Origin of the sequence: Neptunomonas japonica DSM 18939, from assembly GCF_000422765.1 — a bacterium.
GTDB lineage: Bacteria > Pseudomonadota > Gammaproteobacteria > Pseudomonadales > Balneatricaceae > Neptunomonas > Neptunomonas japonica.
Genome location: NZ_AUGR01000009.1, coordinates 165,229 through 190,516, shown reverse-complemented (window position 1 = coordinate 190,516; position 25,288 = coordinate 165,229). Strand labels below are relative to the sequence as shown.

Here is a 25,288-nt window from a genome sequence, read left to right as displayed (position 1 = left end):
ACGGTAAGCTATCTGTTCTTCAGCATCTCTTTGAGTTCTTTTATTTGATTAGATAAATCTTGAATGGTTGGTTCACCATCGGCTAATGCTTGCTCCCTTGCTTCAATGGCATGCTCTTCTTCCATTACGTTGACGACAATACCAATGACCATGTTTAAAAAAGCAAAGGTTGTGAGGAATATGAACGAGAGGTAGTAAATCCAGCTAAGTGAATACACAGCCATCGTTTCATACATAACATCTGTCCAATCCTCAAATGTCATGACTCGAAACAGTGTCAGCATAGATATTGAGATGTCGCCCCATAATGTGGCATTGATAGACGCGAAAAATGATGCTCCAACAGCCGCATAAATGTAGAAGATGATAAACATCAACAATATGACATAGCCCAGTTGCGGGAGAGCTTTAAGAAGAGAGTTCAGTAATAAACGTAACTCAGGGACAATAGACACCATCCGCAATACACGAAAAATACGTATTAAACGGCCAACCAACGCAAGTTCACTGTCTTCAACAGGTATTAAACTGACTATAACAATGAGGGTATCAAAGACGTTCCATGCATTTTTAAAGAAATTCCGTTTTTTCGGCTCGCCCATAAAACGAACAGACACCTCGAGCAGGAAAAAGAGTGTAATACCAACATCGAGCCAGCCTATAACCATCAAAATGTTATCGGGAATGTCATAGGTTTTGGCACCAATAACGAGTGCTGAAAACAAGATGACACCAACAACAAATAGCTCAAAAAAACGGTTGTGGCGTAATGAGTAAAAGCGAGATTGTAGATTATCAATATTCATGAATGAGAGAGTTCAGCAAAGTATTGTTATGAGATCCTAAGATGAAAGTTTTTCTAAGCCTATTTTGTAAATGCATGATAAAAAATATCGATGTAGCATGTGGAAAAAGCACTGCACAAATAACAAGCTTCTTTTGCTTATGCGGTGCTCCATAAATAGGACCTGTACTTAGTATATTAATTGCTCCAAAGTTTTTTCAGCAATTCGGTTGAGCGCGCCGCTGGATTCTCACGAATCAACTTTTCTTCAGCGGCTAACTTTAGAAACAGACCATCCAAAGCGGCGTTGGTTACATGAGTGGTAAGGTCGCCATCGACTTGTTTACCAATTACGGGTAAGTCTGCTGCTTGTGCTGCTAGGGTGTTGTAATATTTAGTTGCACCCACTTCACCCAAAGCACCATCAACTTCTGGTTTAAATAAAGCGGCTATTTGCGGGCCTGCCTTTTCACGAAAGTATTGGGTAGCTGCGTCATCAGAACCTTCATAAATTTTACGAGCATCTTCAAAGCTCATACTCTTGATGTTATCAACCAAAATAGCCGTCGCCTGTGGGGCTGCACGCTCTGCTGCATGGTTAATAGATTGCTCAAACTGGTCTACTTGTTTACTCATACCAAATTTTCGCAATGGCCCCGCTAATTGATCTAGTCCTGCTGGCATAGGCACGCGAATTTGCGGATCATTAAGAAATCCGCCTTCAGCAGAAATGAGTTTGATCGCACGTTCACTCCCTATAACCAAGGCTTCTCTTAAACCATTAATAAGTGTCTCGGATGATAGTGATGCGCTACTAGCCCCGGAATTACTCGCGGCAGGCTGTTTGATTAACTCTCCACCTGTTTTTTTCACACTTTCAACTAAATCGCTCCAGCCGGCATGGCTGCTAGTCGCGATGGCTGTACTGAGCAGTAGGGTGGTCATTGTTAACTTACGCATTGATGAAAGCCTCCATCCTTGTCTATAGATAGCGCTAGTGTAACGGATTATCACTAGCCAGTTGTGACAATTTATAAGAAATTTCACCAGCAATGATTCTGTAACAACCTCTACCACCGTAAAATAGCTTATTCTTATATGCAGTGAGTAATAGGCAGTGAAATTTTGCTTTAGGTACTGCTAAAGCATTGCTTCTGCTACACTCTTTGATCAAAATTTGTCGGCTCTTGAGAATAATAATGATACATCAGCTGCAGTATATTAAGCGTTGTTTATTGCTCAGTTTTATTCTGAGCATTGTACCTGCTTACGCTGAAAACCAAGTCATCACACTAGGAACGGGAGGAGTAACAGGTCTCTATTATCCGACGGGTGGTGCGTTATGCAGGCTCATTAACCAAACACGCCAAACGCATGGCATCCGTTGTGCAGTACGCAGTACATTAGGCTCTGTTACCAATCTTGTTCAAGTGGCTAATCATGAGTTGGATATGGGAATTGCAGAAGCAGGGCAGCTCTATAATGCTTATAAAAGCGCTTCTGCTCAGTCTAAAATACCTTTACGGCTACTCACTAGCCTATACCCTGAATACATATCGATATTGGTAAGGTCGGATGCTGGCATTCAACGCTTTGAAGACCTTAAAAATAAACGCATCAATATTGGTAAACTCGGTACTAGCCAGCGTTACACCATTGAATTATTAATGAAGGCTCATGGTTTACAGCAGAGTGACTTTAAAGAAGTCACTGAACTCGCACCTGCTGAGCAAGCAACTGCACTGTGTGACAACCGCATTGATGCAACTCTCTACGTAGTGGGCCATCCTAGTGGCACGATCAAAGAAGCACTAAGAGACTGTCAAAGCCAATTAATTGGTTTATCAAAACAAGACAGAAACACACTTATACGACAAAATCCGCACTATAGAGAAATGAGTGTTTCAGGGAATATTTATTCAGAAGATGTTCCTGATGTGTTAACAGTGGGAGTCAACGCCAGCTTATTTGCTCGTGCTGACCTTCCGGACGATGTTGCCTATGCCGTAGTTAAATCACTGTTTGAGCAGTTTGAAAATTTTAAAAAGCTCCATCCTGCTTTTCGTCTGCTCAATCCAGAGCAAATGATGGCACCTTCGGCGATGCCTCTACCACTTCACCCAGGTGCTGCTAAGTATTTTCGGGAAGTGCAGCCGCTATCACAGGCCCAGCTAGAGTAACCGATGTATCAGAAACGGGCTTTTGCACTAACGCCATAGGCAGCTCCAAGCGAAAGTGAGCACCTGATGTGTCGGCTAAACAGTAAATATGCCCTTGCAGTAACTGACTTACCAAATTAAAAGCGATATGCATCCCTAAGCCACTACAGCCTTCATTACGCTTTGTGGTCATGAATGGTTCAAATACCTTGTATTGCCAGTCTTTAGGAATACCCACGCCGTTATCACGATAATCAATAATCAGGTTATCTTCATCTGCTTTAACATCAATCGTAATAACGCCACCTAGGCGATCCTCAAAGCCATGAATCAACGAATTCAGAATCATGTTAGTGAGCACCTGATAGTAACAGCCGGGGTAGCTATCAATCATGAGATGCTTAGGACCAGTAATAACAACGTCAGGTTTGCACTGCTTAAGACGTGGGTTGAGCGATAAAAGCACCTCATCAAGATACTGGATCAAATCAAAGCGCCGGCACTGCTCACTTGATTGGTCTACAGATACCAGCTTAAATGCATTAATCAACTGCGCTGCACGCTCTAAGTTTTGGCAGATTAAACGGCTACTCTCTACGGCAGTGTTGGCTAAGGGATCATTGGGTGAATGTTGTTGGTATAAGTTGGCTTGATCGGCGAGGAACGAGGCTGCGGTAAAGCCAATGCCAATGGGCGTGTTAATCTCATGAGCAACACCGGCAACTAAACCACCCAGTGCTGCTAGCTTCTCAGACTCAACCAGTTGCTGCTGCGTTGATCGTAATGTTTCTAATGTATCGTGTAATTCTTGGTTTCGCTCTTCTAGCTCTTTGGTGCGATCAACAACACGTTGTTCCAGCTCTGTATTGAGCTTAGCCAATGAGCGCTCTGCATCTTCTCGCTTACTCATATCGTGCAGCATAGAGCGGCGCATGCTGTTCATTGCATCAACAACTTGGCTTAACTCATCATCCTGATGCTTACTGTTGCGTTTAAGGTCAAGCGGAGTGCCTAGGTGGTCTAGCTTAAGACGACGTGCATAAGCTGCCATACTACCTAAATGCTGAGTTATGAGCTGGTGAAATAAGGTAAGGATAAAAATGGAGACAAGAAACGTCTTGATTCCCTGTGATGCCAATATAACGAGTACTTTATCTGCTAAGCGTCGATAAACCTCTTCAAGGCTAAGAATCAGAGTAAGCTCACCAACGGAGATAGACCCTCTGTCTGCATCATGATGCTCAAGTTCATAGTGGCGCTCGACAATAGCCCCGGTAGTTGGCTTACTTCCCGCCACATAAAAATCATTAAACGATGAGTTAATCTCTAAATAGCGCACATCGGGAAGTTGCAACAATCCATCAAGTTGTACTTGGATCTGTGCAGGGCTAATTTCCCACAAACTGTTTGCAAGGCTATTTCTAGAGCTGGCTTCGATCTGCAATAAACGCTCATCAATGGCAGATAATTCGTAACGGTAGTCTAGCCATAGCTGTGTACCGGTAGCAATTAACGTAATAGCAGAGCTATACAGCAAGATAGCCGCAAGCAAGCGTGTCCCGAGTGGTTTTTGATGGCGGAGCTGACGGAAGCGTTGCAACAGTCGCATAGTAATAAATCTTTAAAGACGAATGATCTGCTTATCATAACCGCACAAACGCCAGACGAAACCCTATTCATTCACTTTGTATAGATGAAAGTATACAAACATGATTTTCATTTACTTCATTCACCCACAGAAACACGAATGATTTCACCGATATATTGTTGAAATCATTATTTACTAGGTGGATTGTTTTTTCTTCTTGATACAAATCAAATACTACATATAGTGTTTTTAATAATATTAATATCAACATATAGTTATTTGTATGCATCTATCATCTATTCTTGTCTATATAGGTGCTTTTTATATCAGAGGAAAAACGCATGGCAGCATCGTTAGAAAACACCGTACTCGAGAACCCATTAAATACCTCAGAGCTAGCGGCAACAGAAATCACCCTGCAAGATACATCTCTTGATATTTGGGATACCAAGTATTGTTTAAAATCGAAGCAAGGCGTAATGCTTGACAACTGCATTGATGATTCCTTTATTCGTGTTGCTCAAGCTCTGGCAGCTGTAGAGAGTGATGAGAAAAGCCAATCACATTGGTATAAGCAATTCTTATGGGCATTACGCCATGGCGCTGTTCCCGCAGGCCGGGTTATTTCCAACGCTGGAGCGCAACAGCACAAGCCTGCTACTTCAACAATAAACTGCACCGTCTCCGGTACGATCTACGATTCTATGGATGACATCCTAGGTAAGAACCATGAAGCAGGGCTCACTTTAAAAGCAGGTTGTGGCATTGGTTATGAGTTCTCTACCTTGCGACCTAAAGATGCCTTTGTCTCAGGTGCTGGGGCTTATACCTCTGGGCCTTTGTCCTTTATGGATATATTTGATCGTATGTGTTTTACCGTATCCTCAGCGGGTGGTCGGCGCGGTGCCCAGATGGCAACTTTTGATGTGGGCCATCCTGATGTGCTGGAATTTATTAAAGCCAAACGCGAAGATGCGCGCTTACGGCAGTTCAACCTGTCATTACTTATTACCGACCAGTTTATGCATGCCGTCAATGCAGATAATGACTGGCCGCTGGCGTTTCCAATGACTGAAAAAGAACAACAACGAGACAACATCAGCCTTGATGATACACAGAAGATTTTGTGGCGAGAGTGGCCGATTCAACAAGGTTATATCACTAATAGCGAAGGGCTGGTGGCCTGTAAAATTAATAAAACAGTAAGAGCAACACACCTATGGAACGCCATTATGAGTTCCACATACGACTTTGCCGAACCCGGCTTTATTTTAATCGACAAGGTTAATGAACAAAATAACAATTGGTTCTGTGAAAATATCCGTGCGACTAACCCCTGCGGAGAACAGCCACTACCGCCTTACGGTAGTTGTTTGCTAGGTTCTATCAATCTTACCAAATTCGTACTAGATCCATTTACTAGCCAGGCTCGCTTTGATTGGGATAGTTTTAAAAGCACGGTTATCATTTTTACCCGTATGCTGGATAACGTTGTAGAGATCAACGGGCTACCGTTAGCAGAGCAGCGTCATGAAATTAATCATAAGCGCCGCCATGGTATGGGCTATCTGGGGCTCGGTTCTACTATTACTATGCTTAAAATGAAGTACGGTGATGCAGCATCCGTTACCTTTACCGAACAAGTGACCAAAGAATTAGCCATTACTGGCTGGCGAGCAGGCCTTGATTTGGCAAAAGAGAAGGGCGCAGCGCCCATCATGGAAGAGCAGTTCGAAGTCACGGGCGAGATGCTACGCAAACGCCCCGAGATGCTAGATGATGGTTATAAAGCAGGGGATTCAGTTGCCGGTAGAGTGCTTCACGCCCGTTATAGCCGCTATATGCAAAAGATAGCTAAATGTGAACCTGAGCTAGTTAAGCAATTAGCAGAGCATGGCTGCCGGTTTACCCACCATAGCTCAATCGCACCAACAGGAACCATTGCACTCTCAATAGGTAACAACGCCAGTAATGGGATTGAGCCGAGCTTTGCGCATCACTACTCACGAAATATTATTCGCCAAGGGAAAAAATCTAAAGAGAAAGTAGATGTGTTCTCTTATGAGCTTCTAGCGTATCGCCATCTGATTAATGTAGAGGCCATGCCTTACAGTGATAACACAGAGCAGCAACTTCCTGACTATTTCATCTGTGCTGATGATATTCATCCAAAGCAACATGTCGATATACAAGCGGCCGCTCAAAAATGGATAGACTCCTCCATATCTAAAACTGCCAATGTGCCCACCGAATACCCTTATGATGAGTTCAAAGATATTTATCTTCATGCGTATGAGCAAGGGCTAAAAGGTTGCACTACTTTTCGTTTTAACCCTGAAGCTTTTCAAGGTGTATTAGTAAAAGAACAAGACCTAGAAAATACCCTATATGAGTTTACGCTGGCTGATGGCAGCACCGTAGAATTAAAAGGTAATGATGAGGTTGAATACGATGGGGAGCTGCACACAGCGGCCAATCTATTTGATGCACTAAAAGAAGGCTACTACGGTAAATTTTAAATACCTATTATATCAAATACTTAAATAGCTAATCTAATGTAGAAACTATACGCATGCAAATAAAAATCAGCGACTACCTTACAAAAAAATTTCCAAAAGTAATCAGCCTAGAGGATAGTTAAATGCCATCAATAGAACAGAAAACGGTCATTAAAATTGACCAAGCTATCGTTAGTTATAAAGTCATTACCACACAAGATACCGCGGAAGCACAGGCTGCTATAAAGGCAGTAGAACATAATCCAGAGAAGAAGGCTGAGCCGTGCCTAGAAACAGTACATGAGAACCTAAGCCGCCCCGACTTTCTTATGGGCTCAACCTATAAGATAAAAACCCCGATGTCGGAGCATGCGCTGTACATCACCATAAACGATATCGTACTCAATCAAGATACTCCGCACGAACAACGTCATCCGTACGAAATATTTATCAACTCCAAGAACATGGATCACTTCATGTGGGTGGTGGCGCTTACACGAGTCATTTCAGCTGTATTTCGTAAAGGCGGCGATGTCACCTTTATGGTTGAAGAGCTAAAAGCGGTATTCGACCCCAAAGGTGGTTACTTCAAAAAAGGCGGTAAGTTTATGCCCTCATTAGTCGCTGAGATAGGCGAATCGATAGAGAATCACCTAAAAATGATCGGCTTAATTAAAGATCAATCAATAAACCCGCACCAGCAAAAAATTCTTGATGAGAAGCGTGCTGAGTTTGACCGAAGGAGCGCCACACAGAAAGAACTCGTTAGTAATAGTCCTGTTAATAATAGCGCAGTGAATGATGATAACGGTGGTTTCCCTGCTAACGCTAAGCTATGTAATAAGTGCCACACAAAAGCCGCTATATTAATGGATGGTTGTTATACCTGCCTAAGTTGTGGTGACAGTAAGTGCTCTTAAACACTCCATATTTTTGTATAGCTTTTTAGCTAATCAGTAGCACTGAGTTCTGCTGGTGGATATTATGCACTGGCAGAAGTTAACTCAGATATTGAACAAGCCACGGTAATATTTATGAATACAAGCAATAATGAATACGGAGTAAATGATAACTCTTATAAAGCGGCAGGGGAGCTTCCAGGGCTAACCCAGTTGGTTGATGACTTTTACGATAATATGAGTGAATTCGCAGAATCTAAGAAAATTCGGGATATGCACCCAAGCGACTTAACTGAATCAAGAACAAAACTGGCTTACTTTTTATCAGGTTGGCTCGGTGGTCCAAGGCTCTACTCACAACACTTTGGCGGCATGAGCATTCCTGCATCACATAAACATCTACCCGTAGGTGAAGCAGAAAGTGAAGCATGGCTACACTGCATGCAAAAAGCCATAGACGTACAACCGTATGAAGAATCATTTAAAGTGTATTTAATCACGCAGCTACGTGTGCCAGCAGAACGAATCAGAGCAGTTTGTGCGAGAAATATTTAGCTAAGGAAAAGCAAGTATATACCGTGCCGTGCTTGCCATATTATGTATTAGCTATACTGTCAAAAGGCGTTCTTGGATGAGCATTACTTCTAAGAATGCTTTATTAAGCCTTAATACGAAGGTACGTATGGCAGAAGCAGGGTTTTAGCAGGTTAACTAACTCACTCATTGATCTAAAAACTGACTAAACTCATTAGCTATAAAATCAAAAACTCGGCGAACCCTAAGACTGGTTCTTAACTCCTGATGGCATACTAACCAAACGGGTAGTCGTATTACAGGTCCCATGTGTTCAAATGCACGAATTAAACTTGGGTCATTATCCCCCAAGTGCTCGGGGAAAAAAATAAGCCCCATTCCTTCTTTGCAAAGCTCAAGTTGTAATAACTGGAATGAAGTGATGAGCTTGAAATTATGTTTAGAGAGTTGCCAACCCTGCTGATTGAGCACGTTCGACACCAAGTTACTTCGATCAAAACCAATAATCTGGATATCTTTGAGCTCAGAAAAATCCGTAAATTGTGGTAACTGTTCTAAATAATCCTTTGTCCCATAGAGCCAACCAACTTCTTCACCGAGCTTTTTAGCGATTAAATCATTTTGCGTCGGGCGAAAATTGCGAATAGCAATGTCTGCCTCTCGCCGTTTTAGATCACTCGCGGCATTCGTCACAATCACTTCTATATTAATACCCGGTTCTTCTCGGCGTAATTTTGCGATAATCTTTGGTAATCGAAATGCTGCATCCAACTCTCCGGCAGAAACAATGACAGAACCTTCAATCTGTTGAGATTGCCCTGTGGCTGCTAGTGAAAACTGCAGGGCTGCATCGGCCATTAAGCGTGCATGTTCTAATAGCTCCATTCCGCTATCAGTTAAAACGAGCCGCTGTCCAACCCGCTCAAATAACGTGATACCCAGATCAGACTCAAGTGCCGACACTTGGCGGCTCAATGTAGGTTGTGTTAAACCTAAAGCCTTTGCTGCAGCAGATAAAGTGCCTTCTTCTGCCGTCACCAAGAATGCACGAGTGTGGTTCCAATCAAAATTAACAGCGTTCCAGTTCATACGAATATGCATACCAATTATTCAGAACCTGCAATATATATTCTATTTTTGTATAGGTATAGTTTGCTTCCAATGAATAAATATGCGGAGAACACCCTATGACTACTCTCGTTGTTGGGGCCAGTGGGGCAACCGGTCGGTTGTTGGTTGAGGAGTTATTAGCTCGAGGTGAGCAGGTTAAAATCATCGTTCGTTGCGCTGATAATTTGCCAGATACCTTAAAACAAAATGATCGGCTAATGATTACTGAGTTCAGCCTATTGGATATGACCGATACAGAGCTATTAGAACAAGTTCAAGGATGCAGCGCTGTAGTTTCGTGCCTTGGTCACAACTTAACCCTTAAAGGCATGTTTGGTCACCCAAGGCGCTTAGTCACTGATGCAGTTCAACGTTTATGCAGTGCCATTGAGAAAACAGCACCAGCTGTTCACGTAAAATTTATCTTAATGAACACCAGCGGAAACCAGAATACGCGAGCGGGTGAAAAGGTATCGGCTGCACAATCTTTCATCGTTGGCTTGATAAGGTTTTTGTTGCCCCCACATGCCGACAACGAGCTTGCAGCAGAGTATTTACAACTGAGCTTTGACGATAATCAAAAGTTGATTGAGTGGGTTGCTGTTCGTCCCGACAGCCTCATCGAGCAAGAATCAGTCACAGAATATAATGCCTATGCATCTCCCATTCGCAGCGCTATTTTTGATGCCGGCAAAACAAGCCGAATCAACGTAGCTCACTTCATGTCTGAATTGGTAACAAATAGCGGAACATGGAATAAATGGAAGCGCCAAATGCCTGTAATTTACAATACTTAAATATGTACATGTAAGCATACGGAAACAAAAATATGAAAATGAATTACGTCGTCTTCGGCACTAATGATATGGAAAAATCTGTTCAGTTTTACGATGCACTATTTGAAGGAGATGAAATCAATAAAGTGCATGCACAAGGGCGTATGACGTTATGGGCAGGACAAGGTTTCATGTTTGCTGTTGCAGAGCCATTTGATGGTGAAGAAGCAACTTTTGGAAACGGAACAATGGTTGGATTCAACCTTGGCTCATCATCTGAGGTTGAGCGCTTATACCGCAAAGCTCTAGAAATAGGTGGTATCAATGAGGGCAAGCCGGGCATACGCTCAGGGAGGTTTTCTGCTTATGTAAGAGACCTAGATAAAAACAAAATATGCTTGTTCGAGTAGCAGTGCATAACAAGCCCAAGTAATGTACTGTCTGGCGCATAATATCGAAAAATCATAATCCAAGATTCAAATAACGTTTCCAGCTAAATTAAGCTAGGCAAGGAATATAAGCGTGTATGAATTGATAAAAACGGGCGAATATGAAGATTAATGATGCTGAAAGAGATGCTCTATATAAAGTGATATTTTCTCGTAGAGATGTACGCAAAGACTTTATCTCTACGCCTATTCCTAATGATGTATTAGAACGGATCCTCAAGGCCGGGCATCATGCTCCAAGCGTTGGTTTTATGCAACCTTGGGATTTTATCTTGGTCACTGAAGATCAAACAAAAAACGCGCTAAAAAAAGGCTACGAATCAGCCAGTCTTGAATCGGCTCAGAAGTTTTCCGACGAAAAAAGAGGTGAATACCAAAGCTTAAAGTTAGAAGGTATCCTTGAAGCACCGTTAGGCGTATGTGTTACTTGTGATAGAGAACGGAATGGACCTGTCGTCATAGGCCGAACAATCAAACCTGAAATGGACCTATATAGCACGGTATGTGCTATTCAAAATATGTGGTTAGCGGCAAGAGCCGAGAATATAGGCTTAGGCTGGGTAAGTATTATTCATGATGATGTATTGAGAGAAACATTAGGTATACCAGACAATATAGAGATAATTGCCTATTTATGCTTAGGTTATGTTTCAAATTTTAATGATAAACCTGAATTAGAAGAGTTTGGCTGGTTGCCAAGAGGCGACATTAATCAACTTATCCATAAAGAAAAGTGGACGAATAAAGCGTAATGCAACGAGCAAGTTACCTCTCGTTTATTGATGCTAGTAACAACTCATATAAGCGCTTAGCCGCAGGCCCGGTTTTTGCGCCCTTAGGCAAGGTTAAATGCAACGGAACCTGATAGCAGCTTGAGTGCTCAACATTAAGAATGAGCATTTCAGGGTCGTTATGACTTTCAATAACGTGCATTGGTAAACGACAGTAACCTAACCCTTGTTTGGTCGCTTGCCAAGCATGATCAAAATTATCTACGGTTACCCGCTGGTTTGATTTTAACCAACCTACATCTCTATTGTCAGACTCCCCCAAATCTCTCACTACAATTTGTCTATCCATAGCCAGATCAGCCAAACAAGGCTCTAGCTTGCTCGCTAATGGGTGAGTGCTAACCGCCACAGGCAACATACTAACAATGCCAAAGGCTTCACAAGGGTGGTTAGTGATAGGGAGGTTAATAATCGAAATGTCCGCGTTTTCCTCCACCACCATACGTGTTGTTTTCGAGAGAGAGGTCTCAACAATTTGAATGGATGTCGTATTGTTTTGATCAAGGAATTTAGCCAAAGGCTCGTATAGCCACTTTCGGTCACACAAGTGATCAATAGCAACAACTAACTCCGACTCACACCCTTGAGATAACTGGGTACTGATCTCTTCAAGTACTTTAGCTTGTTCAATCATAGACTTCGCTCTGCGCAACAATGACTTTCCATCGTCAGTCAGCACAGCTCGACGCCCTTCAACTCTTACGAGGGCAACATCAAGCTGATCCTCTAGCTTTTTTATCGCATAAATCAACGTGGTATGGCTTTTATTCATCTGCGTTGCTGCTGCTTGAATACTGCCGGCTTTATCTATTTCAAATAAAGTTAACCATTGCTCTAACGTTGTTTTAAGTCTCATGTGTCTATTTTACTCACAGTAAAGCGCAAATTTATAAACTTTTATGTTTATTTTATCCAGATATTATAACGCATATACCCAAGTGCAAAGGCAAAACATATGGCTTGCTTAGTCAACTTTGGAATAGATGAAATAATTGGAGAAGACGATGAACACATTACTGCAAGTAGATTTTGATTACACTGGCCCGTTTGGCGAGGAAATGGCAGGAATGCTTACTAACTTGGCAGAGTCGATTAACAATGAGCCTGGTATTATTTGGAAAATTTGGACTGAAAGTGAGCAAGACAAATTAGGCGGTGGTATCTATCTTTTTGAAGATAAAAGTGCTGCCAGTGCTTATTTAGCAATGCATACCGCACGCTTGAAAGAGATGGGAGTACAAAAGGTAAGAGGGAAAATCTTTGATATAAATGTTTCTTTATCAAGTATTAACAAAGGCCCGATTAATAAAAGCCTTATCAATAAAGACCCAGTAACTTAAGGCTTGACCAAGGAGAAGATAATGAACAACAAAACGTTTCTAACCATACATAGTGCAATCTATGTAGTATTTGCTTTAGTTCTGTTTTTTATGCCACAAACGGTATGGCCAATCTACGGTGTGGAGTTGAATGATCAGTATGCTTTTTTCTTATCGCAACATACCAGTATTTTTCTAGGTGGGATTGGCGTAATAAGTTACCAACTAAGAGATATCGAAGTAGGAAAATTAGCTAAAAAGTTGTTCATTGCACTACTCATCTCCAATCTATTGGGTGTTGTTGTTACTTTGTATGCAGGCATAACAGGCATCTTTACTGGTTTTGGTTGGAGCGACCCGGCATTTTTTACTTTGCTTTCGATAATGAGTTATTTGCAGTTTAAAAAGCAGTAGGTGAATGGGAAATCTGTGAAATAGATTCACGAGTTAAGGGAGCTGGCACTCCTGTTTCTAGGCCGAAGGTACAAAACCTATTTAATAATTTTCCTTTCAAATGGTTGGAATTATAAACGTGGAAGAATTAGCCTAAAGTCAGTGATGCACTGATTAAGGGATCAATATAGATGATATTTGGAAAAGGGTTTACCAAAACGCGCGTACAAACGGCCTCAGCTGAAATAAATCTCGTACAAGGCGGCTCAGGGGCTCCATTGCTTCTTTTACATGGTTATCCTCAAACCCACGTCATCTGGAAAGAGGTGGCTACACAGCTGATGAATAACTTCCATGTGATCTGTCCTGATTTACGTGGCTACGGTGACAGCGAAAAGCCGCCAAGTGCTGATGACCATTTCCCTTATTCAAAACGCGTGATGGCTCAAGATATGGTCGAGGTGATGGACGCTTTGGGTTATCAGGAATTTTTTGTAGCAGGCCATGACCGCGGAGCCAGAGTGGCACATCGGATGGCGCTCGATCATCCTCTTAAAGTTAAAAAGGCATGTGTGATGGATATCGCCCCGACTCATCATATGTTTACAAATACTAATCAGGCTTTTGCGACAGGCTACTATCATTGGTTTTTTCTTATTCAGCCTAATGGGCTTCCTGAGCATATGATTGGTGCTGATCCTGCTTACTATCTAACTGAAAAAATGGAACGCTGGAGTGCCCCAGATGCCGTATTTGATAGTGAGGCAATGGCCGAATACATACGTTGTTTTAGTTCTCCAGAGTCTATTCATGCCAGTTGTGAAGATTACCGCGCTGCTGCGACTATCGACTTGCAGCATGACGAAGCTGATTTAGAGAATAAAGTTCCGTGCCCGCTGTTGGTCTTGTGGGGTACAAAAGGGTTTGTGCATCGTCATTATGATGTGCTGGGTGTATGGCGTGATAGAGCAGTGCAGGTTGAAGGTAGAGGTATCGAGTGCGGCCACTTTCTACCAGAAGAGGCCCCTGAACAAGTTACCACTGAGCTGCTTAGGTTTTTTGGTGGCTCACAATGATAAAAGCGCAAAGGTTATCTCATAATATGCGCTACACAATACTGGCACTTATCTCTGTTATTGCCGTTAGTGTGCTTGCTCTTGTAGGGCCTATTCCTCAAGACCCACATTATCATCTGTTTGCAGACTCGCAGCAGATTGCGGGCATTAATCATTTTTGGAATGTTGCCTCTAACTTACCTTTTCTGTTAGTTGGAATTCTTGGGCTGTACCGTTACCCGCAGCTACTACACAAAGAAAGTAGCCAAGGCTATTTACTGATATGCGTAGGAACCATTTTGGTGAGCTTAGGCTCCTCTTATTATCACTATGAACCGACAAACCAAACTTTGTTTTGGGATAGGCTCCCAATGACAGTGACTTTTATGGCGCTAATCTCTCTCTTGATAAATGAGCGAGTAAACAAAAAGCCACAACCGCATTTATTATGGTGGCTTATCGCAGTAGGTGTAGCATCGGTATTGTATTGGGCTTGGTCTGAATCCATAGGGCAGGGAGACCTTCGCCCTTACGCGTTAGTGCAGTTTTTGCCAATAGCCTTAATACCGCTCATTCTTATCATGTTTCCTCAGCGCTATCTTAATAATAAGCTGCTAGTCGCAACGCTGTGCCTGTACTTTATCGCTAAAGCGCTTGAACACTTTGATGCAGAAATACTGTCAGCTACAGGGTTTATGGGTGGACATGCTATTAAGCATGTTGCAGCAGCATTGGCTACTGGGTGTGTTGTTTATGCGAATCCCACAAAAGGTGAGTGATAATGTTGCGGGTAGGTGGCACATAGTAAATTCTGTAAACTATCCGTATTACTTAATCAAAGCGTTACATAACTAGGTTTAGATGATGGAAATCGCAATAGATATTCAACAAAAATTGGCACTGGATTTTGGATCAGAAATGCCTTTTGCTAAAGATGAGATTGAAGCCTTATACGCTGCCACTAATTGGCGCATCAGTGACAAAATGATTCGCTCTATTATTTACCTATCCAAAGGTAATATCACTTCACTGAAGAACAGCATACAGCTTGCAAGAACAGATTATAAAGACGTACTGTGGCAAGCGGAATACGACCGTGGTGACGATCAACTAAGAGATTTCAATAAAACTTTTGATGAGTTAGGGCTTCTATAGGTTTAGGTATAGATAGTTAAAAAAATAGCTTAAACAATAAGATAATTACTAAATCGAGTTGATGAGATAGCACCGCTTATCAACTCTGCTTAACCACACTAAAAACATGACATTTCGTATAAATGGGTTATCAATAGCATTACTCATTCGTTCCCGTTAAAATTCCGCGTTAAACCCGCCTGTACGTAAGTATCCAGAATAAAGTGAGTTCGCCACAATGAGTAGAAAGATTGAATTATTAGCACCCGGTGGGGATGTTGAAGCCATTAAAGCCGCTGTTATTGCAGGCGCCAATGCCGTTTATTGCGGTTTGGATACCTTCAACGCTCGTAACCGTGCCACCAATCTATCTTATGAAGACTTAACCGGCATCTTACGTTTAGCGCACAAATACGATTGCGAAGTGTTTTTGACCTTAAATGTCGTCATTCTTGAACACGAAATCCCTGGGATGATCAAGCTACTTAATAAGCTAGTGAATTCCGGTATCGACGGCATCATTGTGCAGGACTTAGGTGTTTTTAATCTCGTTAAGAAACACTTCCCAACGCTTGATATCCACGCATCAACGCAGGTAACTACGCATAACGAAGGCCAAATTCTATTCTTGGCAAAAATCGGTGCATCACGCGTTAACTTATCACGCGAGCTAAACCTACCTGAAATCAAATCACTAACGGCGCTAGCACATGAACACGATGTACTGACAGAAGTGTTCGTACATGGCTCATTATGCATTGCCTTTTCTGGCCAGTGTTATTCCAGCTCGGTGAGCGTGGGTAACTCGGGTAACCGTGGACGCTGCAGCCAAGCATGTCGTGATGAATATGAGATAACGGCTGCTGGTAATCGCTTCCCACTTAATCTGAAAGATAACTCTGCTTATTTTGATTTGCCACAATTAGTCGATGCGCAAGTGGATTCATTGAAAATAGAAGGGCGCATCAAAGGTGCTCACTATGTTTATACCGTCGTTGATACGTGGCGTAAGCAGGTTGATCAGTTTGTTGAAACAGGAAAGCTGTTAGCTGATGATTCTAACTTACACCGTGTATTTAACCGCGACTTTACGAATTCGTTCTTAAAGGGCAATCTCACTAAGGATATGTTTATCGACAATCCACGTGATTACAGTGTTCACCATGCGGTTGAAAAAAGTAATGCTATTTCTGTGGTACAGGTCCAGGAAGCAAGAGAAGAGCTATATGCTCAGAGAAATGATCTTGGGGTAGAGCTTGCCGATAAAATAAAATACCTTAGCATTGCTAAGCAACCTTTAGCGCTGGCCTTTTCTGGTAAGTTGGATGAGCCTTTATGCTTAACCATGATTATTGGCGATAATGACAAGGTCTATACGCTACAAACCACATCATCACTTAGCCCAGCAACAAAGCTAACTATTGACCAAGCGGCGCTAGAAAAGCGCTTTAAAAACTTCGCAATTAGTGATTATACGGTTGAGTCTTTTGATTGTGATGGGTTAGGCGAAGCGCTTAGTCTGCCGTTTAAAGAGCTTACTGAGCTCAAAAACCAAGCTGCCTTATTACTAAATAATTCCGTAAAAATTATTCCTCAGGTCGAAGTAGCACCATTAGAGAAGCACAAAAAAGCACCCGGTAAGCCGACTATGTCGATCTTAATTGCTGATGAAAAAGACCTTCACCTGTGCGACCTGACAACTGCTGATGTATATTTCAAGCTACCCGAAAGCTGGAAAAAAGACTGTAATAAACATATTGATATTTTTAAGCGCAACCCGCACCTGATCCCGTGGTTCCCTGCCGTGTTAATCGGTAAAGATTACGACGAATCAGTAAGGCTACTTGAAGAAATTCGTCCGGCGCGTATCGTTAGTAACAATACAGGCGTGGCGTACAAAGCGTTTGAGATGGATATCGAGTGGATTGCGGGGCCGTTTTTGAATACGACCAATTCCTACGCATTGTTAACATTTAAAGAAGAGTTAAACTGCGCGGGAGCATTTATCTCGAATGAAATTAACCGCATGCAAATTAAGAATATTGCACGTCCGGATAACTTCAAAATGCTCTACAGTATTTATCACCCAATCCTGATGATGACCAGCCGCCAGTGTTTCTTCCAGCAAACCGTGGGCTGTAAAAAACCAAGTATCGAAGATGGCTGTATGCTCAAGTGCGAGAAAGCGACCACCATTACTAATGTTAAAGGTGTTTCTTTCGCTATTGATAAACAGAAGGGCGGCTACCCAAGCATTTACAACGATGAGCAGTTCTTGAACTTCGACGTTGTAAATGACCTTGCTGACCTATTCGATGAATTCTTTATTGATCTCACTAACATTGGTGCAGGCTCAAAAGCAGAGCAAGACAAAGCGCAATTGGTAACGCATTTTGATAACTTCTTAAAAGGTGATGAGCTAGCCCAGCAACAGTTGAGCAATATGATTACTGTATCTACTAATGCTCAATACAGCCAAGGCTTGTGAGGCATTTAATAAATGATGACACTGCCAATTTTGTACTCATTACAAAACTGCCCATACGCGATGCGTGCAAGGTTGGCGATATTATTAGCGCAACAGTCTGTTAGGCTACGGCCTATTGTGATGAAGAATAAACCTGCAGAGATGCTAGCAGTCTCACCAAAAGGCACCGTGCCTGTTTTAGTGCTCAAAAACAGTAAAGATAGCTTAGAATTAAACCATAATAATCAAAGCATTATCGATGAAAGTTTAGATATCATGTTATGGGCACTTAATCGAAACGATCCGCACGATTTACTCTATTCTAACAATGAATTAGCACTGCCTGAGATGCTAAAAATCATTGAAGAAAACGACAAGCAATTTAAGCCAAGCTTAGAGCTGTACAAACACGCCAAGCGTTTTCATGAAGATACGCAAGAGCAGTATCGCTTAGCATGTGAGCCTTTTGTTCAGGTGCTAGAGCGGCGCTTAAGTCGACACAAGTTCTTAATGGGAGACACGCCCAGCTTGCTTGATTATGCGTTACTTCCTTTTGTTCGGCAGTTTTCCAAAGTGAATCGGCAACTCTATTTGCAAGGCCCTTATACGCATTTACAGCGCTGGCTCAACAGCCATCTACAAGGTAGGCTATATGCACAAGCCATGTTCAAGCATCCGCTATGGTTAGATAATCACGAAGAGTCTTTATTTGGCGGATGACATATTTATGTCAGCACAACTAGCATGGAATATGTGGAAGGGTGCAGGGGCTTTTGCATTAGATGATAGTAAGCGTACAGAGAGTATGCTGAAGGTTAGTATTAAAGGTTTTTTAATTAATATTTTAAACCCAAAACTATCACTGTTCTTTTTAGCATTTCTACCTCAATTTATCCCACAAAATACAAACACCCCATTACTCGGTATGCTATTACTAGGTGGAGTGTTTATGGCATTAACGTTATTGGTCTTTATTGGGTATGGATTGCTAGCAAATAAAGTCAGTCGATATGTGGTTAGCTCACCTGAAGCTATGAAGTATATCCAACGCACTTTTTCAGCCAGTTTTGCCATGCAGGGTACTAGGCTGGCATTTTCAGAACATTAAATACATGCCTGTATAGGGCTTAGTTAGAGTGGTTACTCATTAAGTCTGAAAATTATGCGCTAATAAGAGAAAGAGCGAGCTTTAGAGCGCCACTCTTTATGGCGTGGAAAATTGTTATATATAAATCAGTAGCCTTTTATTCCATGTTTATAATAATTTTACCTACGGCTCGGTTACTCTCGCTTTTGAGTACTGCATCGTTTGCCTCAACCAAGGGGTAAACTGAGTCAATTTTCACTATGATTTTTTTATTATCAATCAATTCGCAAATTTCCTCTAAATGGCTGCTATTAGGTTGGACCCACATACGGCTGAAGTTCACAGCAGACGCCTCAGCAACACTGCTATCAATATCATCTAGTGTTGATACTACGTAACCTCCTTTTTTAGTGATCTGTAGCGATCGCGCTACTACATCATTACCATTGGTTGTGACAAAAACCACATCAATATTTTTTACAACATCATCAAACTCTACGCTTTTATAGTCGATAACCTCATCAGCACCTAAGCTCTTAACATATTCCTCATTTTTAGCTGAAGCGGTAGTGATTATATGAGCCCCAATGGATTTGGCAATTTGAATCGCAAAACCACCCACCCCCCCAGAGCCACCTAAAATCAGAACGCTTTGGTCTTTTTTGAGCTGCCCAGCCATAAGTCCTTGCAGTGCTGTCAGCGCTGCCAACGGCACACCAGCGCTTTCAGTCATACTTAACGCGGTTGGTTTTATAGCTACCAAGTTGGCATCAACAGCCAAAAACTCAGCGTATGTACCTTGTTGATCAATAGGAGAAAAGACAAACACTTCGTCACCTACCTTTAGATGATCAACATCGTCACCTACATGAGCAATTATGCCGGCAGCATCCCAACCTAAAATCAATGGAAGGGTATGAGTATTTGAATTAGACAGCATGCCGTTGCGGACATGAAAATCAACAGGGTTAACACCTGCAGCGCTTACTTTGATTAACACTTGAGTAGATGAATAGGCAGGCGTAGGAAGATCGCCTAGCGTAACTTTTGCGTCGCTACCATATTGAGTAATAAATGCTGCTTTCATGATGCTTATCTCTTAATGAGTTATTAAATGTTGAGATAAAGTTTCACAGAATTTATTCATTCTTTCTAATTTATAGTTAATATGTTATTCATTGATTTATATGATGATTTAAAAAGAATGAACGGGAAGCAATTATGTCTAAAACCGATTTAAACTTAATTGTAATGTTTGATGCGATTATGACTGAGCAGTCTGTTACTGCAGCCGCTGAGCGTTTATCTATGACTCAGCCTTCGGTGTCGAATGCTATCGCTAGAATGCGCCATTATTGGAAAGATCCGCTCTTTGTTAAACACGGCCGTGGAGTACGCCCCACACCTTATGCCGAAAAACTGTGGCAACAAGTATCACCACCACTTGCTGAAATTCAGCAAGCAGTTACTCCCGCTCACTTTGTTCCTCTTTATGCGAAACGGCAATTTAGAATTGCATTAACGGACGGTATGACAGGCATGTTATGGCTTCCTCTACGCAAACATATCGAAAAGCATGCTCCTGGTATCGATATACATGCAGTGCCCTATAAAGCGGATGGAGAGCAGCTCTTGCTCGATGCGGATGTAGACTTAGTATTAGATTACTACCCAGGCTCAAGCCCTTTGATTCATAGTAAGTGGATACTTGATAACCACTTTGTTTGTTTAATGCGTCCTGAGCATGAGTTAGCTAGCTCTGTGTTAACGCTCGGTCGCTTTATTAGCCACGACCATCTATTTGTATCCTTATCGGGGGATGCAAAAGGTATCGTTGACTCTGAGTTAGAGAAACAAGGTTTGCAGCGGCGTATAGCGATGACCGTTAACAGTTTCTCTGGTGCTGTAGAAATAATACGTGGATCAAATTTGATTACTGTTTTGCCTTACCCAGTTATTGCAAATGCAGCCATAAGGGGAGAGGTCATTGTAAAACCTGTACCGCTAGCAATCCCACCAGCGTCTATATCCATAGCGTGGCACACTCGTAACGATCGAGATGTAGGGTTAGAATGGCTAAGAGGCGTATTGGGTGAGCTAATATCAGAACTGAGCATTAGTTATGGAGAAGCCAATAGCTAGTCTTCTCCAAAGAATAATAGTATTTTAATATGTCAGCCTTCAATAATTAGCATAAAATAATTATATATTTATACTGAAAATTCAATGAGTTATTTAGATTTCTAAATCCTCATTCTGCTCACGATCAAGCTGGCCAATATCTAATACGGGTGCAGCATTTAAGTGCTGCGCATTTAACATGAAAGCTACTCTCTCAAGACTAGCCACGACCATTGATTGCTCCCAGTCTTGGATGTCATCAAAGTGCCGCAAAAAGATATCCTGCTGTGTTGTGGGAGCCCCTTTCATTAAGTCGGCTCCTTCATCGGTAAGGCTCACCCAAACTTTTCGTTTGTCGTTTGTACCGCGCTCCCGGGCGACCAATTCCTTTTTCTCAAGACGGTCCAAAATACTAGTGACAGTAGCCTGAGTAAGCACTATCTCTTTGGCAAGTTCTCCCGAAGTGAGTTGACCACTTTCACGCAATGTTTGCATTACCATAAGTTGCGGCGGGGTGAGTCCGGTTCGGCTACTGATTTCTTTTACCTGCATATCGGTAGAGCGAATGATCTGGCGTAGCAGTACTAGTGCTTTCTGGCTGTTTTCCATCAATTTCTCTGTACTTATATTTGTTGGGCAATTCTACGTATACCCTCGTCTTTTATCTATTGATTAATAGTATTTGTTTGCATTACAAATTAAATAATATGCCCGTTTGCTCAAAATATAACCATCTTTAGGGTTGTATAGCGAGTTTTAGTATGTACATAATATATAAGTAATTCGTAACACTAAATATATCAAATACTAAATATTCGGAACTCAATGGACTTTTCAAGCGTTATTTTACGCCAACCTACAGCCGAAGATGGCGCTTCTGTTCACCAATTAATTACACGCACACCCGAATTGGATAGTAACTCATGCTATTGCAATCTCCTTCAGTGTAGTCATTTTTCAGAGACTTCCATCATTGCTAAAAGAGATGAAGAAACACTAGGGTTTATAAGTGGCTACATTAAGCCGCAGTCTCCAGAAACACTCTTTGTTTGGCAGGTCGCAGTAAGCGCTAAGGCTCGTGGTAATGGGCTTGGAGTGAAAATGCTGCAGAATTTACTGGAGCGAGAAGAAAACGTTTCGGTTACCCATATTGAAACAACAATTACTGAAAGCAATGACGCATCTTGGGCGCTGTTTAACAGTTTAGCTGGCCGCTTTGGTGCCCCTATCAAACACTCTATCATGTTCGATCGAGCTACACACTTTCATGGTGAGCACGACTCTGAGCTACTGGCTCGTATCGGGCCTTTGTCGCGTTAATACTTAGCTTTTCTAATAAAAATCACACTTATTATCAACTAATTATCAAGAGCACTTTTATGAAAATTTTTGAAGAGATTGAATCTGAGGTTCAATCCTATGCCCGATCTTTCCCGCGAATCTTTAACAAAGCTCAAGGCGAATTCCTTTACGACGAGGATGGCACCCAATATCTGGATTTTCTAGCAGGTGCTGGCACACTAAACTATGGCCATAACAATCCAATATTTAAAGAAAAACTACTGGACTACATCCATAGCGACGGCATCACTCACGGACTTGATTTGCACACCAAAGCAAAAGGTGAGTTTATGGAGGCCTTCAATGAAAAAATCCTTAAGCCGCGCGAGCTCAATTATGTAATGCAATTCACTGGGCCTACGGGTACCAATGCAGTTGAAGCAGCCTTAAAACTAGCTCGTAACATTACTGGACGTGAAAACGTAATTAGCTTCACCAACGGGTTCCATGGTGTCAGCATGGGAGCGCTAGCAGCTACCGGCAACTCACACCACCGTGGTGCTGCTGGCGTAAGTTTGAGTGGTGTTAGCCGCATGCCTTATGACGGATATCTAGGCGATGATATTGATACAACCGTTTATTTAGATAAAGTACTTTGTGATTCAAGCAGCGGTATTGATCTTCCAGCAGCGGTTATTGTAGAAACAGTTCAGGGCGAGGGCGGTATCAATGCTGCCGACCTTGAATGGCTTAAGAGTCTTGACCAAGTCTGTAAAAAGCACAAGGTTCTATTAATAGTTGATGATATCCAAGCGGGCTGTGGCCGTACAGGCACTTACTTTAGTTTTGAGCAAGCTGGAATCAAGCCAGATATTGTGACGCTGTCTAAATCACTAGGCGGATACGGGTTGCCGTTTGCAGTTGTTTTATTTAAACCTGAATTAGATCTATGGAAACCAGGTGAGCATAACGGTACTTTCCGTGGTAATAACTTTGCTTTTGTTACAGCAAAAGCCGCTATTGATCACTACTGGTCTGATGATACGTTTGCCAAGGAAGTTCAAACCAAAGGGCGCTATGTTGCGGATCGCTTGGCAGCAATTATTAACAAATACGGTAACGATAACTTCAGTACACGCGGTCGCGGTATGTTCCAGGGAATTAACTGCGTTAACGGCGAGCTTGCTGGGAAAATCACTAAAAAAGCATTCCAAAAAGGCATGATGATCGAAACCAGTGGCGCAGATGACCATGTTGTTAAGCTGCTTTGTCCTCTAACTATTGAAATGAAAAACCTAGTTAAAGGCATTGATATTCTTGAAGAAGCTATTCAAGAAGTATGCGCTAAAGAAGATTCAATTCCGGAACAGAAGAAGTATTTTGATCCGGTCGATCTTGCTAGCTAAGCAAGCCACTAGCAGAGATGGAATAGAATAATTTAAAAGGAAAAAAAATGATCGTACGCGACCTAATATCGGCAGAGCAGAGTAATCGTAGAATTGTATCCCCAGACGGTAACTGGGAGAGTACTCGAATGCTGCTCAAAGATGATAATATGGGCTTCTCCTTTCATATCACCACTATTTATAAGCATGCAGATTTTCAGATGCATTATCAGAACCATCTGGAATCTGTTTACTGCATATCGGGTGAAGGCGAGGTAGAAACCTTGGCTGATGGAAAGAAGTTCCCAATTAAGCCGGGTACGCTCTACATACTTGATAAACACGACAAGCATATTTTGCGTGCTTTTGAAGAGATGAAGATGGCCTGTGTATTTAACCCACCACTCAGTGGTAAAGAGGTTCATAACGCAGAAGGCGCATACGAATTAGAAGCCGAAGCAATATCAGCTTAAGTGGAGCATTTGTATGAGCAGTCTAAAGAAAACGACTGATATTTATCCTTCTCGTCAGGGAGGCGCTCAATTTATTGAGCGCCAGGACTCTACCGTTTATGCCCCACAAGATAAGGAGCGACCGGTTTCTGCGCAGCAGATTACACACTACGCAGAGAAGGGGTTCATGCTATTGGAAGGCGTGTTTTCAGAAACTGAAATACAAACGTTTCAAGATGAACTGGAGCGTTTGCGTCGTAGTTCTGCCGCGGTAGCGCCCGGAGAAACAATCACCGAACCAGAAAGCGGTGATGTACGCTCAATTTTTCGTATACATGAAAGCAGTCCCACTTTTAAAGCTCTAGCCGCTGATAAGCGGCTAGCTGATCTGGCTCGCTATATTCTCGATGATGAAGTTTATATTCATCAATCCCGGCTGAACTATAAACCTGGCTTTCGGGGAAAAGAATTCTATTGGCATTCAGACTTTGAAACTTGGCATGTCGAAGATGGAATGCCTCGAATGCGAGCATTGAGTATGTCGATTACGCTAACCGAGAACTTTGAGTATAACGGCCCATTGATGCTGATCCCAGGCTCTCATCTACAGTATGCCGCTTGCGAAGGGGAGACGCCGGATAACCATTATGAAGCATCACTCAAGAAGCAAGAGTACGGTGTGCCTTCAGATACGCAGCTAGAGGATATGACTAATAAGGGTGGTATTGTATCGGCCAAGTGCAAACCAGGCAGCGTCATTATATTTGATTGCAATACTATGCACGGATCCAATGGCAACATCTCACCAGAACCCCGCTCAAACGTATTCTTTGTCTATAACGCTGTCAGTAACCAGGTAACTTCGCCTTTTTGTGAGCAGCCACCAAGACCTGAATACATCTGTAGCCGTGAGCATATAAAGCCTCTGTAATAAACAAAAATGGAGTACATAAGGGCGATACAATTGCCTTGATATACTCCATTTATTTAACTCGACGACTGGATT

Annotated in this window: 27 protein-coding genes; 20 read left to right on the top strand and 7 right to left on the bottom strand. The window is 42.2% G+C overall.

Annotation, left to right across the window (positions count from 1 at the left end; all coding sequences use genetic code 11):
• Window positions 1-8: 8 nt before the first annotated feature.
• A complete protein-coding gene (locus G511_RS0107690) occupies window positions 9-806 on the bottom strand; it encodes an ion transporter (protein WP_028469127.1) in 798 nt (265 codons plus the stop codon).
• Between the two features lie 176 nt (window positions 807-982).
• Window positions 983-1,744 carry a DUF4197 domain-containing protein gene (locus tag G511_RS0107685; RefSeq protein WP_028469126.1) on the bottom strand — a complete coding sequence of 254 codons (762 nt, stop codon included), beginning with the start codon at window positions 1,742-1,744 and terminating at the stop codon, window positions 983-985.
• 239 nt (window positions 1,745-1,983) lie between these two features.
• Between G511_RS0107685 and G511_RS0107680 the strand changes: the two genes are divergently transcribed.
• On the top strand, window positions 1,984-2,964 hold the full coding sequence (locus G511_RS0107680) for a TAXI family TRAP transporter solute-binding subunit (RefSeq protein ID WP_051221699.1): 981 nt from the start codon (window positions 1,984-1,986) through the stop codon (window positions 2,962-2,964).
• On the opposite strand, the gene G511_RS22125 is transcribed toward G511_RS0107680, so the two are convergent.
• On the bottom strand, window positions 2,915-4,552 hold the full coding sequence (locus tag G511_RS22125; RefSeq protein WP_084629036.1) for an ATP-binding protein: 1,638 nt from the start codon (window positions 4,550-4,552) through the stop codon (window positions 2,915-2,917). The two genes, G511_RS0107680 and G511_RS22125, sit on opposite strands and share 50 nt — an antisense overlap.
• A gap of 320 nt (window positions 4,553-4,872) precedes the next feature.
• Here G511_RS22125 and G511_RS0107665 point away from each other — a divergent pair, with 320 nt between their 5' ends.
• From G511_RS0107665 to G511_RS0107655, 3 genes are all read left to right on the top strand, one after another.
• The gene (locus G511_RS0107665) at window positions 4,873-7,050 is read left to right on the top strand and encodes an adenosylcobalamin-dependent ribonucleoside-diphosphate reductase (RefSeq protein WP_028469123.1); all 2,178 of its coding nucleotides are present in this window, start codon (window positions 4,873-4,875) and stop codon (window positions 7,048-7,050) included.
• 122 nt (window positions 7,051-7,172) lie between these two features.
• Window positions 7,173-7,949 carry a TSCPD domain-containing protein gene (locus G511_RS0107660; RefSeq protein ID WP_028469122.1) on the top strand — a complete coding sequence of 259 codons (777 nt, stop codon included), beginning with the start codon at window positions 7,173-7,175 and terminating at the stop codon, window positions 7,947-7,949.
• Between the two features lie 114 nt (window positions 7,950-8,063).
• Window positions 8,064-8,483 carry a group II truncated hemoglobin gene (locus G511_RS0107655; RefSeq protein WP_028469121.1) on the top strand — a complete coding sequence of 140 codons (420 nt, stop codon included), beginning with the start codon at window positions 8,064-8,066 and terminating at the stop codon, window positions 8,481-8,483.
• Window positions 8,484-8,648: 165 nt separating this feature from the next.
• On the opposite strand, the gene G511_RS0107650 is transcribed toward G511_RS0107655, so the two are convergent.
• Entirely contained in the window at window positions 8,649-9,551 is a 903-nt protein-coding gene (locus G511_RS0107650; protein WP_028469120.1) for a LysR family transcriptional regulator, read from the bottom strand.
• Between the two features lie 98 nt (window positions 9,552-9,649).
• Here G511_RS0107650 and G511_RS0107645 point away from each other — a divergent pair, with 98 nt between their 5' ends.
• From G511_RS0107645 to bluB, 3 genes are all read left to right on the top strand, one after another.
• Complete coding sequence (locus tag G511_RS0107645; protein WP_028469119.1) at window positions 9,650-10,369, top strand: NAD(P)-dependent oxidoreductase; 720 nt, start codon at window positions 9,650-9,652, stop codon at window positions 10,367-10,369.
• 32 nt (window positions 10,370-10,401) lie between these two features.
• On the top strand, window positions 10,402-10,758 hold the full coding sequence (locus tag G511_RS0107640) for a VOC family protein (RefSeq protein ID WP_028469118.1): 357 nt from the start codon (window positions 10,402-10,404) through the stop codon (window positions 10,756-10,758).
• Between the two features lie 140 nt (window positions 10,759-10,898).
• Window positions 10,899-11,549, top strand: a complete 651-nt coding sequence (gene bluB / locus G511_RS0107635) for a 5,6-dimethylbenzimidazole synthase (RefSeq protein WP_028469117.1) — start codon at window positions 10,899-10,901, stop codon at window positions 11,547-11,549.
• A gap of 13 nt (window positions 11,550-11,562) precedes the next feature.
• Here the strand turns inward: bluB and G511_RS0107630 are convergent, their stop codons facing one another.
• A complete protein-coding gene (locus G511_RS0107630) occupies window positions 11,563-12,444 on the bottom strand; it encodes a LysR family transcriptional regulator (protein ID WP_028469116.1) in 882 nt (293 codons plus the stop codon).
• A gap of 148 nt (window positions 12,445-12,592) precedes the next feature.
• On the opposite strand from G511_RS0107630, the gene G511_RS0107625 reads away from it, so the two are divergent.
• The 8 genes from G511_RS0107625 to G511_RS22120 all read left to right on the top strand — a co-directional run bounded on the left by G511_RS0107625 (window position 12,593) and on the right by G511_RS22120 (window position 19,064).
• Window positions 12,593-12,928 carry a monooxygenase gene (locus G511_RS0107625; RefSeq protein WP_028469115.1) on the top strand — a complete coding sequence of 112 codons (336 nt, stop codon included), beginning with the start codon at window positions 12,593-12,595 and terminating at the stop codon, window positions 12,926-12,928.
• Window positions 12,929-12,949: 21 nt separating this feature from the next.
• Window positions 12,950-13,321, top strand: coding sequence for a hypothetical protein (locus G511_RS0107620; protein WP_028469114.1), 372 nt, complete (start codon window positions 12,950-12,952; stop codon window positions 13,319-13,321).
• A 170-nt stretch (window positions 13,322-13,491) separates the two neighbouring features.
• Window positions 13,492-14,376: an alpha/beta fold hydrolase gene (locus tag G511_RS0107615; RefSeq protein WP_028469113.1), complete on the top strand. Its 885-nt coding sequence runs from the start codon at window positions 13,492-13,494 to the stop codon at window positions 14,374-14,376.
• A gap of 26 nt (window positions 14,377-14,402) precedes the next feature.
• A complete protein-coding gene (locus tag G511_RS0107610; RefSeq protein ID WP_028469112.1) occupies window positions 14,403-15,134 on the top strand; it encodes a ceramidase domain-containing protein in 732 nt (243 codons plus the stop codon).
• An 85-nt stretch (window positions 15,135-15,219) separates the two neighbouring features.
• Window positions 15,220-15,510, top strand: a complete 291-nt coding sequence (locus G511_RS0107605; RefSeq protein ID WP_028469111.1) for a hypothetical protein — start codon at window positions 15,220-15,222, stop codon at window positions 15,508-15,510.
• Between the two features lie 217 nt (window positions 15,511-15,727).
• The gene (locus G511_RS0107600; RefSeq protein WP_028469110.1) at window positions 15,728-17,977 is read left to right on the top strand and encodes a peptidase U32 family protein; all 2,250 of its coding nucleotides are present in this window, start codon (window positions 15,728-15,730) and stop codon (window positions 17,975-17,977) included.
• 12 nt (window positions 17,978-17,989) lie between these two features.
• Window positions 17,990-18,676, top strand: coding sequence for a glutathione S-transferase (locus tag G511_RS0107595; RefSeq protein ID WP_211224875.1), 687 nt, complete (start codon window positions 17,990-17,992; stop codon window positions 18,674-18,676).
• A 7-nt stretch (window positions 18,677-18,683) separates the two neighbouring features.
• Window positions 18,684-19,064, top strand: coding sequence for a LysE family translocator (locus G511_RS22120; RefSeq protein ID WP_051221697.1), 381 nt, complete (start codon window positions 18,684-18,686; stop codon window positions 19,062-19,064).
• Between the two features lie 136 nt (window positions 19,065-19,200).
• On the opposite strand, the gene G511_RS0107585 is transcribed toward G511_RS22120, so the two are convergent.
• Window positions 19,201-20,130: an NADP-dependent oxidoreductase gene (locus G511_RS0107585; protein WP_028469108.1), complete on the bottom strand. Its 930-nt coding sequence runs from the start codon at window positions 20,128-20,130 to the stop codon at window positions 19,201-19,203.
• A gap of 134 nt (window positions 20,131-20,264) precedes the next feature.
• Here G511_RS0107585 and G511_RS0107580 point away from each other — a divergent pair, with 134 nt between their 5' ends.
• A complete protein-coding gene (locus tag G511_RS0107580; RefSeq protein ID WP_028469107.1) occupies window positions 20,265-21,185 on the top strand; it encodes a LysR family transcriptional regulator in 921 nt (306 codons plus the stop codon).
• A gap of 93 nt (window positions 21,186-21,278) precedes the next feature.
• Here G511_RS0107580 and G511_RS0107575 read toward each other — a convergent pair whose 3' ends face one another.
• A complete protein-coding gene (locus tag G511_RS0107575) occupies window positions 21,279-21,773 on the bottom strand; it encodes a MarR family winged helix-turn-helix transcriptional regulator (RefSeq protein ID WP_028469106.1) in 495 nt (164 codons plus the stop codon).
• A gap of 216 nt (window positions 21,774-21,989) precedes the next feature.
• On the opposite strand from G511_RS0107575, the gene ectA reads away from it, so the two are divergent.
• Genes ectA through thpD form a run of 4 tightly spaced genes read left to right on the top strand, consistent with a single transcriptional unit; the run spans window position 21,990 to window position 25,213 of the window.
• A complete protein-coding gene (gene ectA, locus G511_RS0107570) occupies window positions 21,990-22,484 on the top strand; it encodes a diaminobutyrate acetyltransferase (protein WP_028469105.1) in 495 nt (164 codons plus the stop codon).
• 59 nt (window positions 22,485-22,543) lie between these two features.
• Window positions 22,544-23,851, top strand: a complete 1,308-nt coding sequence (gene ectB, locus G511_RS0107565; protein WP_028469104.1) for a diaminobutyrate--2-oxoglutarate transaminase — start codon at window positions 22,544-22,546, stop codon at window positions 23,849-23,851.
• Between the two features lie 47 nt (window positions 23,852-23,898).
• Window positions 23,899-24,303 carry an ectoine synthase gene (locus G511_RS0107560; protein WP_028469103.1) on the top strand — a complete coding sequence of 135 codons (405 nt, stop codon included), beginning with the start codon at window positions 23,899-23,901 and terminating at the stop codon, window positions 24,301-24,303.
• Window positions 24,304-24,316: 13 nt separating this feature from the next.
• Window positions 24,317-25,213, top strand: a complete 897-nt coding sequence (gene thpD, locus G511_RS0107555) for an ectoine hydroxylase (RefSeq protein ID WP_036551585.1) — start codon at window positions 24,317-24,319, stop codon at window positions 25,211-25,213.
• Window positions 25,214-25,288 lie beyond the last annotated feature (75 nt).